This window comes from Streptomyces sp. NPDC001744 (assembly GCF_042892575.1).
GTDB lineage: Bacteria > Actinomycetota > Actinomycetes > Streptomycetales > Streptomycetaceae > Streptomyces.
In genome coordinates, this window is record NZ_JBIAUG010000007.1 from 135,578 (window position 1) to 151,501 (window position 15,924).

9 protein-coding genes are annotated in these 15,924 nt (G+C 76.0%); 8 read left to right on the plus strand and 1 reads right to left on the minus strand.

The window, feature by feature from the left end; all coding sequences use genetic code 11:
• The first annotated feature begins 173 nt into the window (after nucleotides 1-173).
• The 6 genes from ACFYZY_RS11245 (at nucleotide 174) to ACFYZY_RS11270 (ending at nucleotide 12,460) form a co-directional block, all read left to right on the plus strand.
• Nucleotides 174-3,491, plus strand: a complete 3,318-nt coding sequence (locus ACFYZY_RS11245) for a CHAT domain-containing protein (RefSeq protein ID WP_388692245.1) — start codon at nucleotides 174-176, stop codon at nucleotides 3,489-3,491.
• A gap of 29 nt (nucleotides 3,492-3,520) precedes the next feature.
• Entirely contained in the window at nucleotides 3,521-4,705 is a 1,185-nt protein-coding gene (locus ACFYZY_RS11250) for a tetratricopeptide repeat protein (protein ID WP_388692246.1), read from the plus strand.
• An 80-nt stretch (nucleotides 4,706-4,785) separates the two neighbouring features.
• Nucleotides 4,786-6,231 (plus strand): PLP-dependent aminotransferase family protein, encoded by a 1,446-nt coding sequence (locus ACFYZY_RS11255; RefSeq protein WP_388692247.1) that lies wholly within the window; start codon nucleotides 4,786-4,788, stop codon nucleotides 6,229-6,231.
• Nucleotides 6,232-6,348: 117 nt separating this feature from the next.
• The gene (locus ACFYZY_RS11260; protein WP_388692249.1) at nucleotides 6,349-7,938 is read left to right on the plus strand and encodes an alkaline phosphatase D family protein; all 1,590 of its coding nucleotides are present in this window, start codon (nucleotides 6,349-6,351) and stop codon (nucleotides 7,936-7,938) included.
• 303 nt (nucleotides 7,939-8,241) lie between these two features.
• Nucleotides 8,242-10,959, plus strand: a complete 2,718-nt coding sequence (locus ACFYZY_RS11265) for a DUF6493 family protein (RefSeq protein ID WP_388692251.1) — start codon at nucleotides 8,242-8,244, stop codon at nucleotides 10,957-10,959.
• An 88-nt stretch (nucleotides 10,960-11,047) separates the two neighbouring features.
• Nucleotides 11,048-12,460, plus strand: a complete 1,413-nt coding sequence (locus ACFYZY_RS11270; protein ID WP_388692253.1) for a GNAT family N-acetyltransferase — start codon at nucleotides 11,048-11,050, stop codon at nucleotides 12,458-12,460.
• Here ACFYZY_RS11270 and ACFYZY_RS11275 read toward each other — a convergent pair.
• A complete protein-coding gene (locus ACFYZY_RS11275; protein WP_388692255.1) occupies nucleotides 12,381-13,598 on the minus strand; it encodes a trans-sulfuration enzyme family protein in 1,218 nt (405 codons plus the stop codon). The genes ACFYZY_RS11270 and ACFYZY_RS11275 overlap by 80 nt on opposite strands.
• 60 nt (nucleotides 13,599-13,658) lie before the next feature.
• Between ACFYZY_RS11275 and ACFYZY_RS11280 the strand changes: the two genes are divergently transcribed.
• Together ACFYZY_RS11280 and ACFYZY_RS11285 are read left to right on the plus strand one after the other, a co-directional pair.
• On the plus strand, nucleotides 13,659-14,168 hold the full coding sequence (locus ACFYZY_RS11280; RefSeq protein WP_388692256.1) for an Lrp/AsnC family transcriptional regulator: 510 nt from the start codon (nucleotides 13,659-13,661) through the stop codon (nucleotides 14,166-14,168).
• A gap of 33 nt (nucleotides 14,169-14,201) precedes the next feature.
• Complete coding sequence (locus ACFYZY_RS11285) at nucleotides 14,202-15,902, plus strand: DUF885 domain-containing protein (protein WP_388692258.1); 1,701 nt, start codon at nucleotides 14,202-14,204, stop codon at nucleotides 15,900-15,902.
• Nucleotides 15,903-15,924 lie beyond the last annotated feature (22 nt).

The window sequence follows — 15,924 nt, forward strand, 5'->3', positions numbered from 1 at the left end:
CACCTCCGTGGATCGGCCGACCGCTCGCGCAGTATAACGAGCCTGCTTAGCAAGGTACTTGGGTACGATCGGGTACGGGGTTCCCTTCGTCGAGAGCCCGTGACGAGACATGACACCCGGGGGGGTCGGTGATGTCGGAGGCACACGGAACGGCCGGAGGAACCATCGGGCAGGTGGCCGCGCTGGTCGGGCTGTTCGACCGCACGGGCGAGCGCGCCTGGCTGGACGCCGCCGTCGGGACGTGCCGGGCCGCCCTGGACGGGGGACCCGCGACCGGGAACGCGCGGGTGTCCTGGCTCCAGGCGCTGCGCACCGTCCTGACGAAGCGCTGGTGGTCCTTCCGGGAACGCCCCGACCTCGACGGGGCGATCCGCCTGGGGCACCTGCTGGCGGCCGGGAACGCCCCCCTCGAACAGGACCTGCGCCTCCTGGGGTGCGCGCTCGCGGACCGGTTCGACCTCGACCGGAACCCCGCGGACAGGGACGCGGCGATCACCGTCCTGCGGAGGGCCGCCGGGATGCCCCCGGACGGGACGGAGCAGCCGTCGCTGACGCTCGACAGACTCGGCACCCTGTTGTCGGAGCGCGCCGCGGAGACGGGCGACGGGGCCGGGGCGGCGGAGGCCGTGCGACTGCTGCGCCGCGCCCTGGACCTGCTCCTCACCGGGGACCCGCACAACACGGCGGACATCGCCGCCGTCCGGCACGGCCTGGCGCTGGCCCTGAGCCGTACTCCCGGGACGGGCGGAACGCCCTCCGCCCCGCGCGAAGCCGCCGGACTCCTGCGGGCCGTCGTGGCCGCGACGCCGCCCGGTTCGCCGGAGTACGCGCCGGTACTGCTCCAGCTCGCCGAAACCCTCCGCAGGCAGGCCGAGACGACCTGGTCGGCGGACGACGTCGAGGCGATGGTCGCGGCGGCCAGGACGGCGCACGCGGCGGCGCCGGCCGGACGTCCCCAGCACGCCCACGGCCTGGCCGTGCTGGGGATCGCCCTGAGGCTCGCGGCCGAACACTCCGGGGAAACCGGGCCGCTGCGCGAGTCGGTCGCGCTCCTGCGCGCGTCCGTACGGGCCACGGACCCGGCCGACCGGTCGCGCCCCTCCCGGCTGAACAGCCTCGGCAACGCCGCGCACCGGCTCGGTGAGCACACCGGTGACGTGACGCTGCTGGACGAGGCCGTGAGCCGTCTGCGCGAAGCCGTCGCGGAATCGCCCTCCGGCGACCCGGACCGCTTCGTCCGCGTCGCGAACCTGGCGCTCGTCCTGCGCGAGCGCTACCACCGGACCGGCGACCTCGCGGTCCTGCGGGAGGCCACCGGACTGGCCCGGTCGGCCGCGCGCTCCTCCCGGTCGCCCGTGGTCCCCGGCACCGACCTCGCCAACCTCGGCGTCATCCTCCAGACCTGGTACGACCGGACGGGGGACGCCGCGGCCGCCGCCGAGGCCGTGGAAGTGGCCCGGCGGGTCCTCGACCGGACCCCCGAGGGGAGCGCCCACCTCGCCACGCGGCTGAACCACCTCGGCAACGCCCTGCACAAGCGCTACCAGGCCCGGGGCGACCCGGCCGACCTGGACGAGTCCGTCGCCGTCCTCGGCCGGGCCGTGGCGGCGACGGCCTACGGCAAACCGGAGCACGCGAGCCACCTGCAGAACCTGGGGCTCGCGCAGCTCACCCAAGCACGGGCGGCCGGGGACGACGCGCTGCTGAACCGGGCGGTGGCCACGCTCGGCCGCGCGGTGTACGCGTCGCCCCCCGGCTCCGTCCGCACCGCCGGGTACCTCCAGTCGTACGCCTCCGCGCTCCGGTCGCTGCACGGGGCGCACGGGGACCCCGCCGTCCTCCGCGCGGCCGAGGACGCGTACCGGCGGGTCGCCACGGACGCGGTCCTCCCGGTCGCCGACCGCATCCGCGCCGCCTGCGACTGGGGCGCGGCCGCCGGTGACGCGGGCCGGTGGGAGGAGGCCCTCGCCGGATTCGAACTGGCCCTCTCGCTGCTGCCGTTCGGCCTGACCGGGCGACTGCTGCGCGGTGACCGGCAGCACCGGCTCGGCGGTGTCCAGGGGCTGGCCGCCGACGCCGCCGCGTGCGCCGTGCAGCTCGGGAGGCCCGAGCACGCGGTGCTGCTGCTGGAGCAGGGACGCGGCGTCCTGCTCGGTCAGACGATCGCCGCGCGCGCCGAACTGGAGCGGCTGCGGGCCGCGCACCCGGAGGCGGCCGGGCGCTTCGCGCGGATGCGCGACCGCATCGACGCGCTGGAGTCGGAGGCCGCCGACCAGGAGGCCGCCGATCCCGGCTCCGACGCGCGGCACGCCCTCGCGGCCCGGTGGGAGCGGCTGGTCGGCGAGATCCGCGCACTGCCGGGCTTCGAGGGGTTCCTCGGCGCCCCGGCGTACGACGAGATCCTGGCGTGCGCCGGGCAGGGTCCCGTGGTCATGGCGTACTCCAGCGTCTACCGCAGCGACGCGCTGGTCCTGCTGCCCGGGGGCGTGCGGGCCGTGCCGCTGCCGCACGTGAGCCCCGGGGCGGTGGCGGAGCGGGTGGCGCGGCTCGACGCGGCGCTCGCCGCCGCGACCTCGCCCGCCGGGGAGCGGAGCGCACAGGAGGCCGTCGCGGACGTGCTCGCCTGGACCTGGGACCACGTGGCCGAACCGGTCCTCGGCCGGCTCGGACTGCTCGACGCGCCGGCCGGCGACGACTGGCCCCGGCTGTGGTGGTCGCCGGTCGGCGCGCTGACCGCGCTGCCGCTGCACGCGGCCGGGCACCACGGCGACCCGCCGGGGCCCCGCCCCCGGGCCGTCCTCGACCTGGTGGTCTCGTCGTACACGCCGACCGTCCGCGCGCTGGCCTACGCGCGGCGGCGCGCGCCGGCCCGGCGCCCCGGCGGTCCCCTGCTCGTCGTGGCCGTGCCCGACGCCCCCGGAACGCGCCCGCTCGGCGGTGTCCGCCGGGAGGTGAGGGAGCTGGGCGCGCTGCTGCCCACCCGGGTCGTCTCCGGCCCGGGGGCGACGTTCACCGGCGTCCTGAGCGCGCTGCCCGCGCATCCGTACGTGCACTTCGCCTGCCACGGGGTGAGCGACCCGGACGACCCGTCCCGGGCGCGTCTCCTGGTGCACGACCACCGGGAGAACCCCCTGACGGTCCAGCACGTCTCCCGTCTGGAACTGCCGGACGCCACGCTCGCCGTGCTGTCCGCCTGCGAGACCGCGCGGGGCTCCGAACAGCTCGCGGACGAGTCCCTCCACATCACCTCCGCCTTCCGGATCGCCGGTTACCCGCACGTGATCGGCACCCTGTGGCCGGTGCACGACGCGGTGGCGGGGCGGGTGACCAGGAGCCTCTACCGCCATCTGCTCGGCGACGGGGACGCCGGGGCCGGGGAGCTCGACGCCGGCCGGGCGGCCCTCGCGCTGCACCGGGCGGTCCGGCAGTGCCGCGACGCCTTCCGGGACAGCCCCAGCCTGTGGACGGCTCACGTGCATTCCGGAGCCTGACGAACCCGAGGGAAGGAACCCACCACGACATGGCCCCCCGATGGCGCAGGAAGCGGAACGACGACGCGGGACGGGACGAGCCGTCCGCGGCCGGGAGGAAGCCGCCCTCGGCGGCGGACCTGGTCGTGACGATGGTGGGGGAGGACGGACGGGAGGAGGAGATCGTCCGGGTCGGCCTCCCGCCGCACGAGCTCCTCGGGATGAAGGCCAACGCCACCTACGAACGCCTGGGCCCCGTCCACCCCGAGACCCTGCTGGCCTTCCGCGCGTACACGCGGGCGCTGGCACGGATGGAGGACCGCCACGAGGAGGCCCGGGAACGGTTCATGGACCTGGTGCGCCTCCAGGCGGAGACGCTCGGTTACGTCCACGAGGAGACCCTGACGACCGCCGCCGACCTGGCCGGCCTCCTCCGGGACACGGGTGACTTCGTGAAGGCGGAGGAGGTATGGCGCAGCGTGTGGACCAGCCGGAGCGAGCTGTTCGGCCCCGGCGATCCGCGGACCCTGGACGCGGCGAGCGGTCTGGCGAGGGTGCTGGAGCACCTGCGCCGGGAGCCGGAGGCCGTCGCGCTCCACCAGGACGTACTGGAACGCAGGACCCTGCTGCTCGGGCCGGACGCCCCGGCGGTGCTGGCCGACGCCGGGCTCCACACCGCGGCGCTGTGCAGGGGCGGCCACTGGGACGAGGCCGAACCGGCCCTGCGCGACCTCCTCGCCCGTCTGGAGCGCCGCGGCGAACAGGACGGCCCCGTCGGCCTCTCCGCCCGGGCCAACCTCGGCGCCGCCCTGTGCCGGCTGGGCCGCCTCGACGAGGCGGAGGCGGTGATGAGCGACGTGCTCGCCGTCCAGCGACGGACCAGGAGCGCGGACCATCCGGAGGTGATCTCCTCCCGCAACAACCTCGCGGCCGTGCTGCACGCCCGGCAGCGGTACGCGGAGGCGGCGGCGATCCTGCGCGAGATCCTCGCGGCCGTGTCCGGGAAGCACGGGGACGGCCACCCGGACACCGTCCACGCCCGTGACAACCTGGCCAACGTGCTGATCGACGACGGCGAGCACGACGAGGCCGCGCGGCTCCTCGCCCGCTGCCGCGACGACTACGCCCGTGTCTTCGGCCCGCACCATCCCCTGACCCGGAAGGCGGCCGAGCGCCTCGACTGGCTGCGGGAGAATCCGGTGCCGCGGCGATCCCGCCGGGACCGCTCCCCGTGAGGGGGCGGGACCGCCGGGAGGGCCCGGACCGCGCGGTTTCCGGAAGGCCCGGACCATGACGAGGGAACAGGACATTCCGCATGCGGACCCAGGGGCAGCCCGCGTGGGAGCTGCTGCTTCCGGCCGCCGGAGCACCGGCGCGGCGGCGGGGACGGGCGCTCCAGGAGGCGCTGCGCGAGGCGGTGCGTTCGGGACGGCTCGCGGCCGGGACGCGCCTGCCGTCCAGCCGTGAACTCGCGGCCGACCTGGGCGTCTCCCGGGGCCTGGTCACCGAGGCGTACGAGCAGCTGACCGCCGAGGGCTACCTGCGCAGCGACCGGGGCGCGGGGACCTGGGTGGGCGGCGCCGCCCGGGCGGCCGTGCGCGGGGCCCGCGACCCGGCCGCCGGAACGCCGGGCGTCCGGGTGGACTTCCGCCCCGGGACGCCGGACCTCTCGCTCTTCCCGAGGAGCGCGTGGGCGGCGGCGCAGCGGTCGGTCCTGGCGCGGCTCCCCCACTCCGCGCTCGGCTACCCGGACCCGCGCGGACTGCCCGGACTCCGCGAGGAGCTGGCCGGGATGCTGGCGCGGCGCCGGGGCGTGGTGGCCGATCCGGAACGGCTCGTGGTCTGTTCGGGCGTCGCGCAGGCGTCGACGCTCATGGGCTTCGCCCTGCGGGCGCGGGGGCTGCGCGCGATCGGCGTCGAGGACCCCGGCAGTCCGGAGCACGGGCGGCTGTTCGCCTCGACCGGCATGGAGGCGGTGCGGCTGCCGCTGGACGGGGAGGGCCTGCGGCCGGGGCCGCTCGCCGCCGCGGGGGTACGGGCCGTGGTCGTGACCCCCTCGCACCAGTTCCCGTCCGGGATCGGCTGGTCGGCGGAGCGCCGCGCCGCCCTCCTCGACTGGGCGCGGACGGTCGACGGCTACGTGCTGGAGGACGACTACGACGGCGACTTCCGGTACGACCGGGCGCCGGTCGGCGCGCTCCAGGGCCTCGATCCGGAGCGGGTCGTCTACACCGGGTCGGTCAGCAAGTCGCTGGCGCCCGGACTGCGGCTCGGCTGGATGCTCGTCCCGGAGGAACTGGTCGACGAGGTGGTGGAGCGGAAGCGGACGATGGACCTGGGCAACCCGGTGCTCGACCAGGCCGTGCTGGCGGAGTTCGTGGCGCGGGGCGGGTACGACCGGCAGCTGCGCCGCTGCCAGCGGGCCTACCGGGAGCGGCGGGACGCGCTGATCGCCGCGCTCGCCCGGCACCTGCCCGGCACCGAGGTGAGCGGCATCGCGGCCGGTCTGCACGTCATCGCGCGCGTACCGGCGCGCTTCGGGCCGACGGAACGCTTCCTCGCCCGGGCGGCGGAGGCGGGGGTGGCGCTGCGGACCCTGGAGGAGTACGGCACGGCGCGGCCGTCGGACGGGGCCGTACGGCTCGTCATCGGGTACGCGCACCTGCCGCCCCCGGTCGTCGCGGAGGGGGTCGGGCGGATGGCGGGAGCGGTGGGCGGGACGCCCCGGGCCGACGACGGGGCGGCACCGGGTCGTCCGTGAGGGGGCCGGGGCCCCGCGGGCGATCTGTTCACGCGGGGTTCGCGCGGGCGCCGCCCCCGGCCGTTAGGCATGGGGCGTACCGCCCGTGACCGGAACCGACCGCCCCGGAGGCCCTCCATGTCCCACCCCGTGCCCGACCCCTCCCCCTCCCCCGCCCGGCGCGGCGTCCTGCGCGGCTCGCTGGCCGCCTCGGCCGCGCTCGCCCTCGGCGGCACCGGCCTCGCGGCCCCCGCGTTCGCCCTCTCGGGGCGGCCCCGGGCCGCGTGGGGCGTACAGACGGGCGACGTCACGGCCTCCTCCGGCCTGGTGTGGGTGCGCTCCGACCGGCCGGCCCGCGTGATCGTCGAGACCTCCGCGACCGAGTCCTTCCGGCGGGCACGCCGCCACCACGGACCGCTGGTCGGCGCGGGCACGGACTTCACCGGCACGACGGCCCTGCGCGGCCTGCCGGCGGGCGAACAGATCCACTACCGGGTCACCCTGGCCGACCCCGACGACCCGCGCCGGACGGGCGAACCGGTCGTCGGCACGTTCCGCACGGCCCCGGACCGGCGCCGCGACGGCGTCCGCTTCCTGTGGTCCGGGGACGTCGCGGGGCAGGGCTGGGGCATCAACCCGGACGTCGGGGGCTTCCGGGCGTACGACGAGATGCGCCGCCTCGATCCGGACTTCTTCCTGTGCAGCGGCGACTCGGTCTACGCGGACGGGGTGATCGAGCCGAGCGTGACCCTGCCGGACGGGAGGGTCTGGCGGAACGTCACGACGCCGGAGAAGTCGAAGGTCGCCGAGACCCTGGCCGAGTACCGGGGCAACTTCCGGTACAACCTCCTCGACCACAACGTCCGGGCCTTCAACGCGCGGGTGCCGTCGGTGGTGCAGTGGGACGACCACGAGGTGCGGAACAACTGGTACCCGGGGCAGATCCTGGACGACCCGCGCTACACGGAGAAGGACGTCGACGTCCTCGCCGCCCGGGCGGCGCGCGCCTTCGCCGAGTACACGCCGGTCTCCACCCTCCACGCGCGCGGCGGGCGCGAGCGGCGGATGTACCGGGTGGTGCGGTACGGGCCGCTGCTCGACGTGTTCGTGCTCGACATGCGCTCGTACCGGAACGCCAACTCGCCGGGCCGACAGACCGACGACACCACCGGCATCCTCGGCGCGGAGCAACTGGCGTGGCTGAAGCGGGAGCTGGCCGCCTCCACCGCCGTGTGGAAGGTGCTCGCGGCGGACATGCCGATCGGCCTGGTCGTCCCCGACGGGGCGGCGGACTTCGAGGCGATCGCGCAGGGCGATCCGGGCGCGCCGCTGGGCCGGGAGCTCCAGATCGCGGAGCTGCTGCGGTTCGTCAAGCACCGGCGGATCACCGGCACGGTGTGGCTGACGGCGGACGTGCACCACACCTCGGCGCAGCACTACGCGCCGGAGCGGGCCGCGTTCAAGGACTTCGCGCCCTTCTGGGAGTTCGTGTCCGGGCCGCTGGCGGCGGGCGGTTTCCCGGCGAACGCGCTGGACGGGACCTTCGGCCCGGACCGGGTGTTCGTACGGGCGCCCGAGCGCGGGAACGTGTCCCCGATGGAGAGCCCGCAGTACTTCGGCGAGGTCTCCATCGACGGCCACGGCGGGGACCTGACCGTGCGCCTGCGGGCGGAGGGCGGGCAGGTCCTGTTCACCAAGGTCCTGCGGCCGGGGCTCGTCGGGCAGTGAGACGGGGACGTCCGGTGACGCGGGGCGTCCGGCGACACGGGACGCCCGGTGACACGGGACGCCCGGTGACACGGGACGCCCGGTGACACGGGACGCCCGGTGACACGGGACGCCCGGTGACACGGGACGCCCGGCGACACGGGACGCCCGGTGACACGGGACGCCCGGTGACGCGGAGTCGTTCGACGGCACCGTGAAGTCCAGTGGCGCGAGGTCGTCGCACGGCACCGGGCCGGGGGCGGCCCTCGATGCGAAAACCCCTGTTCAGGACCGTTGTCAGTGGCGGGTCCTACGGTTTTTCCCATGACGCGATCCGTACAGACGCCCGCCTGCGCACGCCCGTCCGCACCGGTGTCCACGGGCTCCGGCCGGCCGGCCGGCCCGGAGGCGGCGGTCGAGGCGCTGCTCGACGCGGTGCGCGCCGGCCGGGCCCACCAGGTGCCGGAGCTCCTGGAGCCGCTGGACGCCGCCGCCCGCAGGAAGGCCCTCGGGAGGCTGAAGGCGCTGCGCTCCGAGGTGCGCGCCTGGGACGGGAAGCGGTGGGACGAGGCGGGCCGGGTCCGGCGCGCCCTGTACGTGGCGGGGGCCGGTTGCCACACGGACGCGGCGGCGACCGCGGCCTGGCTCGGCGGACGCGACCTGGCGGGGTGGGACCCCCGGCACGACGCCCTGGTCCTGTCGGTGGTCGCCGACCGGGACGCGGCGTGGATGGCGGACGTGGCGGAGCGGCTCGCCGGGCGGCGGGCCGTCGCGGAGAGCGGCTACGAGCTGATCCACGGTCTCGTGGTGCGCTCCGGGTGCCCGGTGCCGGCGACCGACGGCTACGTCCTGGGGTGGACGCGGAGGATCACCGGCGGGAAGCTCCTCCAGCGGCTCCGTGAGGACCCGCAGACCCCGGTCCTGGTGGCGCACGCGCTCGCGATGGGCGAGACCCCCGACCGGCTGGCCCGGCCGGTCGGCCCGGAGGCGCCGGCGCACTGGCCCACGGCGATCACGGCGCTCGTCGCGGAGGGGGTGCTCGACCGGGCCGGGGTGATGGACCAGTGCGTGTCGCGGCTGCTGCGCGGCGGGCGGGCGCGGGACCTGCGGTTCCCGCTGGAGGTGCTGCGGCTCCTCGCGCCGACCGGGGAGGAGCTGCGGGAGCGGGTCCCGGACTGGGTCGGGATGGCGGCCGACGCGCCGTCGCCGGTGGCCGGGTACGCGCAGGAGGTCCTCGCGGGGCTCGCCGCGGCGGGGGCGCTGCCGGCCGGGGCGCTGGCCGAGATGACGGGCGCGGTGCTCTTCCGGACCGAGAAGAAGCTGGTGCGGGCGCAGTTGGCGCTGGTCGGCCGGGTGCTGGCGCGGGACCCGGGGGCGGCCGGGGAGCTGCTTCCGGCCGTGGCGGAGGCGTTCGGGCACGAGGACACCGGCGTCCAGGAGCGGGCCCTCAAGCTGGTGGGCAGGTACCTGTCCGCGGTGGACGCGGAGGTGCGGGGCGAGCTGGCCGAGGCGGCCGGGCTCCTCGGACCGGCGCACCGGCGGGCGGCCGCGGAGGTGTTCGGGGACGCCCTGGCGGAGGCCGTCACCGGGCCGTACGAGGAGATCCTGCCGCCAGTGCCGGGACCGGAACCGGTGGCGCCCGCGGCGTCCACGGTCGCGGAGCTGGTGGAGGAGCTGGTGGAGGAGGACCTCATGGAGGACCCCGTGGCGTTCGAGCGGGCGTTCGACGGCCTGGTGCGGCACGCGCACCGGGACCGGGCGGCGGTGGTGGAGGCGGTGCGGGAGGCGTTCCCGAAGGCGTCCTGGGAGACGGTCCACCGCTTCGCGCACCACACCCACGGGATCCACGTGGTGCTCGCGGCGCTGCTCGGTGCGGTGGAGCGGTCGGTGATCGACGTCCACCGGGCGGAGGTGCCCGGCCGGGACTCCTGTGCCCACGAGGGCCTGTCGGGAATCCTCGACGCGCGGTTGTGGGAGGCCGCCGCGCTGATCGGCACGGACGAGCTGCCGTTCCCGCTCGCCACGCCGACCCTGCGCACCGGCGGGATCGACCCGCTGGTCCTCGTGGAGCGGCTGCGGGCCTACCGGGACGCGGGCGTGGAGCCGGCCCCGGTGGATCTGGCCCAGGCCCTGGTCCGGGTCCTGCGCGCCGATCCGGCGGCGGGGCGGGCGGCCGGGGAGGCGGCGGCGCTCGGCACGGCGGCCGGTCTGCGGCTCGCCGCCTGGCTGCGGGACGAGGACGCGTTGGGGGCGACCGTGCGGTTCTTCCCCCGGGGGGACCGGCGGTCCTCGGGGGAGGGGTGGCTGATCGACCGGATCGTGGTCGGGTTCGGTGAGCGCGCGGTGGTGCGGGAGGAGTTCCCGGCCGCCTTCCACTGGCTGGGCGGCACCCTGCGGGAGACCCCCCGCCGCTGCTGCCACTGGATCGACCACCGGGCGCAGTGGGCCCCGGTGCTCCCGGCCGACCGCGAGGTCCTGGCGGCCTGTCTGCTCCCGGCCATGGCGCACTCCGTCGACGGGGACCAGCGCGGGGCGACCGAGCCGCTGACCGGGCTGGCCGAGGCCGGGGGGCCGGTCGGCCGTGCGGTGCACCTGGCCCTGGCCTTCGGGCTGGGCTGCGTCGACGCCGACGACCGGCTGCGCGCGGTGGACGCGCTGCTCGTCCTGGCGTCACGGGGCGAGCTGAACGGCCGGGCGCTCGGGACGGAGCTGGCGTGGCTGGTGGCGGAGGGGTCGCTCAAGCCGAACCGGTTGACGGACGCGCTCCGGACGGCCTCCGCCACCGGGGCGTACGGGACGGTCTGGACGGTCCTGGAGGCGATGCTGCCGGAGCTGCTCGGCGCGGAGAAGCCGGTGCGGGGGCTCGGGGAGATGCTGGCGGTCGCGGCGGACTGCGTGGAGCGGTGCGGGGCGCGGGGCGGGCTCGCCGGGCTGGAGGGGGTGGCCTCGGCACGGGGTTCCTCGCAGCTGGTGGTCCAGGCCGGGCGGCTGCTGAACGCACTCGGACAGGGGGCCGATCAACCCCTGGCGGAAACGGCCTGAATCGGTCTTCAGGGCACCAGCCGGGCACTTAACCCATCAGTCACAGAGCGTTCGCGATCACGCAACACCGCTGGGCCACAGTGAGGTCATGACCGATGTGACGTCCTCGAAGAGCACCCGCCGCCCGCACCACTGGCGGCACGACCTGATCGAGCTGGCCGGCCTGTTCACCGCCGTGGTGGCGGCCGACACGATCGCCAAGACCGTGGTCAAGGGACCCGACGGCCCCTACCTGCTGGTGTTCTCGGCGATCGCGCTGGTCGCCACCGCGGCCTTCCACACCTGGTGGGCACGGAGGCACGGTCACGCCCCACCCGCCGGTCCGCCCGGCCGCTCCCCCGCGACACGGCCGGAGCCGGACACCGGCGTCCCGGAGGAGTCCGGGACGCCGGGCGGGACCACGCTGTGGCGGATGCGCACCACCGTCGCGGACACCCCGGGCAGCCTCGCCGCCCTGTGCACGGCCCTCGCCCGGCTGGGCGTGGACATCCTCACCCTCCAGACGCACCCGCTGGCCGACGGCACGGCCGACGAGTTCCTGCTGCGCGCCCCCGCCGGCCTCTCCGCCCGGACCCTCGTCCACGAGACCTCGGCCGCCGGGGGGCGGGACACCTGGACCGAACGGGCCGACGCCCACGATCTGGTGGACACGCCCACGCGGGTGCTCGAACTCGCCACCCGTACCGCGCTGGACGCGGCCGAACTGCCGCTCGCGCTGCGCCGGCTCCTCGGCCGCTGCACCCTCCACTCCGTACCGGCCGTCTCCCTCGCCGGCCGCCCCACCGGTGAACAGGTCCCGGTCGAAGGGGTCCTGGAGGAGACCGTGATGCGGCTGCGCGACCCGCACGGCGGCACGCTCGTGGTCGAGCGCCCCCATCTTCCCTTCACCCCGACCGAGTTCGCGCGGGCCCGCGCCCTGGTCGAGCTCGACGCGCGGCTCGGCCCGCGCGTCCCGCGCGTCCGGGACGTCCTGACCCTGCCCGGGGGCAACGAGATCACCGTCCGCCGCGCCGACCGGCGCGACCTGGCCGCCGCGCGGGCCATGCACGACCGCTGCTCGGCCCGCACCCTGGGCCTGCGCTACCACGGTCCGGTCCGCGACGCCGACCGCTACCTCGACCACCTGCTCAGTCCCCGCTTCGGGCGCACCCTCGCCGTGCGGACCGCCTCCGGCCGCCTCGTCGCCCTGGGCCACCTGCTGTGGGACGGGGACGAGACCGAGGTCGCGCTGATCGTCGAGGACGACTGGCAGCGGCGCGGCATCGGTTCCGAACTCCTCGGCCGGCTCGTGGCGATGGCCGAGGAGGCCGGCTGCGACAGCGTGTACGCCGTGACCCAGGCGTCCAACACGGGGATGGTGGCCGCGATGCGGGCGCTGAACCTGCCGCTGGACTACCAGATCGAGGAGGGCACGCTGGTGATCACCGCCCGGCTGTCCCCGGCACCGCGTCCGGACGCGCGGACCCCGCGGCACGGAGAGGCCCGGCCGGCGGAGCGCTGAGCGCCCGCGTCAGGTCCTGCCAGAGGTCCTCGACGTCCTCCAGACCGACCGACATGCGCAGCAGCCGGTCGCTGACGCCCGCCGAGCGCCGGTCCCCCTCGGCCACGATCCGGTGGCTGATGGAGGCCGGGTGCTGGATGAGGGTGTCGACGCTGCCGAGGCTGACCGCCGGGGTGATCAGCCGCACCCCGGCGATCACGTCGTGCGGGTCCCCCGCCACCTCGAAGGCGATCATCGCGCCGCCGATCCGCGGGTAGTGGACGCGGGTGATCCGGGGGTCCGCGGCGAGCCGCCGCACCAGCTCCGCGGCCGTCGCGGAGGCCGCCCTCACCCGCACCGGCAGGGTGGACAGGCCGCGCAGGAGGAGGTAGCCGGCCAGCGGGTGGAGCACTCCGCCGGTGGCGAAGCGGACCTGGCGGAGGGTGCGGGCGAACTCCTCGTCGCAGGCCACGATCCCGCCCATGACGTCGCCGTGGCCGCCCAGGTACTTGGTCGCGCTGTGCAGCACGATCCGGGCGCCCTGTCCGGCCGGCCGCTGGAGGACGGGGGTGGCGAAGGTGTTGTCGACCAGGAGCGGCACCGAGCCGCAGGAGTGGGCGAGGGCCCGGACGTCGGCCTCGGCGAGCGTGGGGTTGGCCGGCGTCTCGACCATGATCAGGCCGGTGTCGGGCCGGATCGCGTCCGCGATGCCCGCCGGATCGGTCCAGGTCACCTCGGTGCCGAGGAGACCGGCGTCGAGGAGGTGGTCGCTGCAGCCGTACAGGGGGCGGACCGCGACGACGTGGCGCAGGCCCTGGCTCGCCCGGGCGAGCAGGACGGCGGTCAGGGCCGCCATGCCGCTGGCGAAGGCGACGGCCGACTCGGTGCCCTCCAGGCGGGCGAGCGCCTCCTCGAAGCGCGCGACGGTCGGGTTGTCGAGCCGGGCGTAGACGGGCGGGCCGTCGAGCCGGGCGCCGGTGGTGGCGAACTCGTCGATCCGGGCGGCCTCGGCGCGGGCGTCGTACGAGGGATAGGTGGTGGACAGGTCGAGCGGCGGGGCGTGCAGTCCGAGCGCGGCGAGGTCTTCGCGGCCGGCGTGCACGGCTTCGGTGGCGAGGGCCCTCGGGGTGGCCGAGGGGTCGAGATCCATGGCATCCATGGGCGGCACTGTGAACGGATACCGGGCGGTAGCGGGAAATCGCCGTGCTACGTTCGCCCGATGGCCGATTCCGTCGTACTGGACACGGTCGATCTGCACATTCTTCGCCTCCTGCAGAACGACGCCCGGACCACCTACCGCGACCTCGCCGCCGAGGTCGGCGTCGCTCCCTCCACCTGTCTGGACCGCGTGGCCCGGCTGCGGCGCACGGGCGTGGTCCTCGGACACCAACTACGTCTGGATCCGGCCAAACTCGGCCGGGGACTCGAAGCGCTCCTGCTCGTCCAGGTCCGTCCGCACCGAAGGGAACTGATCGGTCCGTTCGTCGAACGGATCCGGGCGCTCCCGGAGTCCCGGGCGCTCTTCCACCTCACCGGGCCCGACGACTACCTGGTCCACGTGGCCGTGGCGGACCCCACCGACCTGCAACGACTCGTCCTGGACGAGTTCACCTCCCGCCGGGAGGTGGCCCGGGTCGAGACCCGGCTGATCTTCCAGCAGTGGGAGTGCGGACCCCTCCTCCCGCCCGCGGGGGCCCCTTGTCGGCCGACCGAACCCGGCCGAGGATGACGCGGGCCCGCCGGAGGCGTCAGGATGCCCTCCATGCCAGAGATCTCCAGCAGCCCGCTGCCCCGCCAGGTCGCCGACGACCACGTCGACGCACTCATCGCCCTCGACCCGATCACCGGTACGTACCTGGGAGTCAGGGAGAGCGCCGGACTGCTGCCCGACTTCTCGCCGGCGGGCCGGGAGGCCGTGGCCGATCTCGCCCGCCGCACGCTCGCCCGGCTCGACGGGGCCGAGCGCGCGCCGGGCGCGGACGGTGACGCCGAGCGGCGGTGCGCGCGACTGCTGCGGGAACGCCTGACGGCGGAACTGGCCGTGCACGAGGGTGAGGAGCACCTGCGCACCGTCAGCAACATGCGCTCGCCCGCGCACAGCGTCCGCATCGCCTTCACCGTGATGCCGACGGAGACCGAGGAGGACTGGACGGCGGTCGCCGCCCGGCTGCGCGCGGTCCCGGCCGCCCTCGACGGCTACCGCTCCTCGCTCGCGCTCGGCCTGGAGCGCAGGCTGTACGCGGGGCCGCGCGCCACCGCCACCTTCGTCGGCCAGCTCACCGAATGGGCGGGCGGCGAGGGCGGGGGACCCGGCTGGTTCGAGGAGTTCGCCGCCGGGCCCGGCACGCTCCCCGGCGGCCTCCGCGCCGAGCTGGCGGCGGCGGCCGGGGCCGCCACCTCGGCCGTCGTGACGCTGCGGGACTGGATGCGGGACGTGTACGCCCCGGCCGTCGCCGGCGCGCCGGACACGGTGGGCCGCGAGCGCTACCGGCGCTGGTCGCGCTTCTTCAACGGCACCGACCTGGACCTCGACCACGCCTACGCGTACGGCTGGTCCGAGTACCACCGCATCCTCGGCGAGATGCGGACCGAGGCCGGGCGGATCCTGCCCGGCGCGGACCCGTGGGAGGCGCTCGCCCACCTGGACGAGCACGGCGCGCACATCGAGGGCGTCGACGAGGTCCGGGTCTGGCTCCAGCGGCTCATGGACGAGGCCGTCGAGGCGCTCGACGGCACCCACTTCGAACTCGCCGAGCGGGTGCGCCGGGTGGAGTCCCGCATCGCCCCGCCCGGCGGCGCCGCCGCGCCGTACTACACCGGCCCGTCCGAGGACTTCTCCCGGCCCGGCCGCACCTGGCTGCCCGTGGACGGCACGACCCGCTTCCCGGTGTACGACCTGGTGTCGACCTGGTACCACGAGGGCGTGCCCGGGCACCACCTCCAGTCCGCGCAGTGGGTGCACGTCGCCGACCGGCTCTCCCGCTACCAGGCGACCATCGGCAAGGTCAGCGCCAACATGGAGGGCTGGGCGCTGTACGCGGAACGCCTGATGGACGAACTCGGCTTCCTGCCCGACGCGGAACGGCGCCTGGGATACCTCGACGGCCAGATGATGCGCGCGTGCCGGGTCGTCGTGGACATCGGCATGCACCTGGGCCTGGAGATCCCGGCGGACTCGCCCTTCCGTCCGGGCGAGCGGTGGACCCCGGAGCTGGCCCAGGAGTTCTTCCAGCTCCACAGCAGCCGCCCGCCGGCCTTCGTGGAGAGCGAGATGACCCGCTACCTCTCGGTGCCCGGACAGGCCATCGGCTACAAGCTGGGCGAGCGCGCCTGGCTCCTCGGCCGGGCCAACGCGCGGGCGGCGCACGGCGACGCGTTCGACGCGAAGGCGTGGCACATGGCGGCCCTCTCCCAGGGGCCGCTGGGCCTGGACGACCTGGTGGACGAGATCTCACGGCTCTGAGGCGGGAGCGGGAGTTCCCGGC

What these genes read in the sequence shown, in the direction of transcription:
- ACFYZY_RS11255 (WP_388692247.1), top strand. Translation starts at nt 4,786, where the DNA reads ATGCGGACCCAGGGGCAGCCCGCGTGGGAGCTGCTGCTTCCGGCCGCC.
- ACFYZY_RS11280 (WP_388692256.1), top strand. Translation starts at nt 13,659, where the DNA reads ATGGCCGATTCCGTCGTACTGGACACGGTCGATCTGCACATTCTTCGC.
- ACFYZY_RS11250 (WP_388692246.1), top strand. Translation starts at nt 3,521, where the DNA reads ATGGCCCCCCGATGGCGCAGGAAGCGGAACGACGACGCGGGACGGGAC.
- ACFYZY_RS11275 (WP_388692255.1), bottom strand. Translation starts at nt 13,598, where the DNA reads ATGGATGCCATGGATCTCGACCCCTCGGCCACCCCGAGGGCCCTCGCC.
- ACFYZY_RS11270 (WP_388692253.1), top strand. Translation starts at nt 11,048, where the DNA reads ATGACCGATGTGACGTCCTCGAAGAGCACCCGCCGCCCGCACCACTGG.
- ACFYZY_RS11285 (WP_388692258.1), top strand. Translation starts at nt 14,202, where the DNA reads ATGCCAGAGATCTCCAGCAGCCCGCTGCCCCGCCAGGTCGCCGACGAC.
- ACFYZY_RS11265 (WP_388692251.1), top strand. Translation starts at nt 8,242, where the DNA reads ATGACGCGATCCGTACAGACGCCCGCCTGCGCACGCCCGTCCGCACCG.
- ACFYZY_RS11260 (WP_388692249.1), top strand. Translation starts at nt 6,349, where the DNA reads ATGTCCCACCCCGTGCCCGACCCCTCCCCCTCCCCCGCCCGGCGCGGC.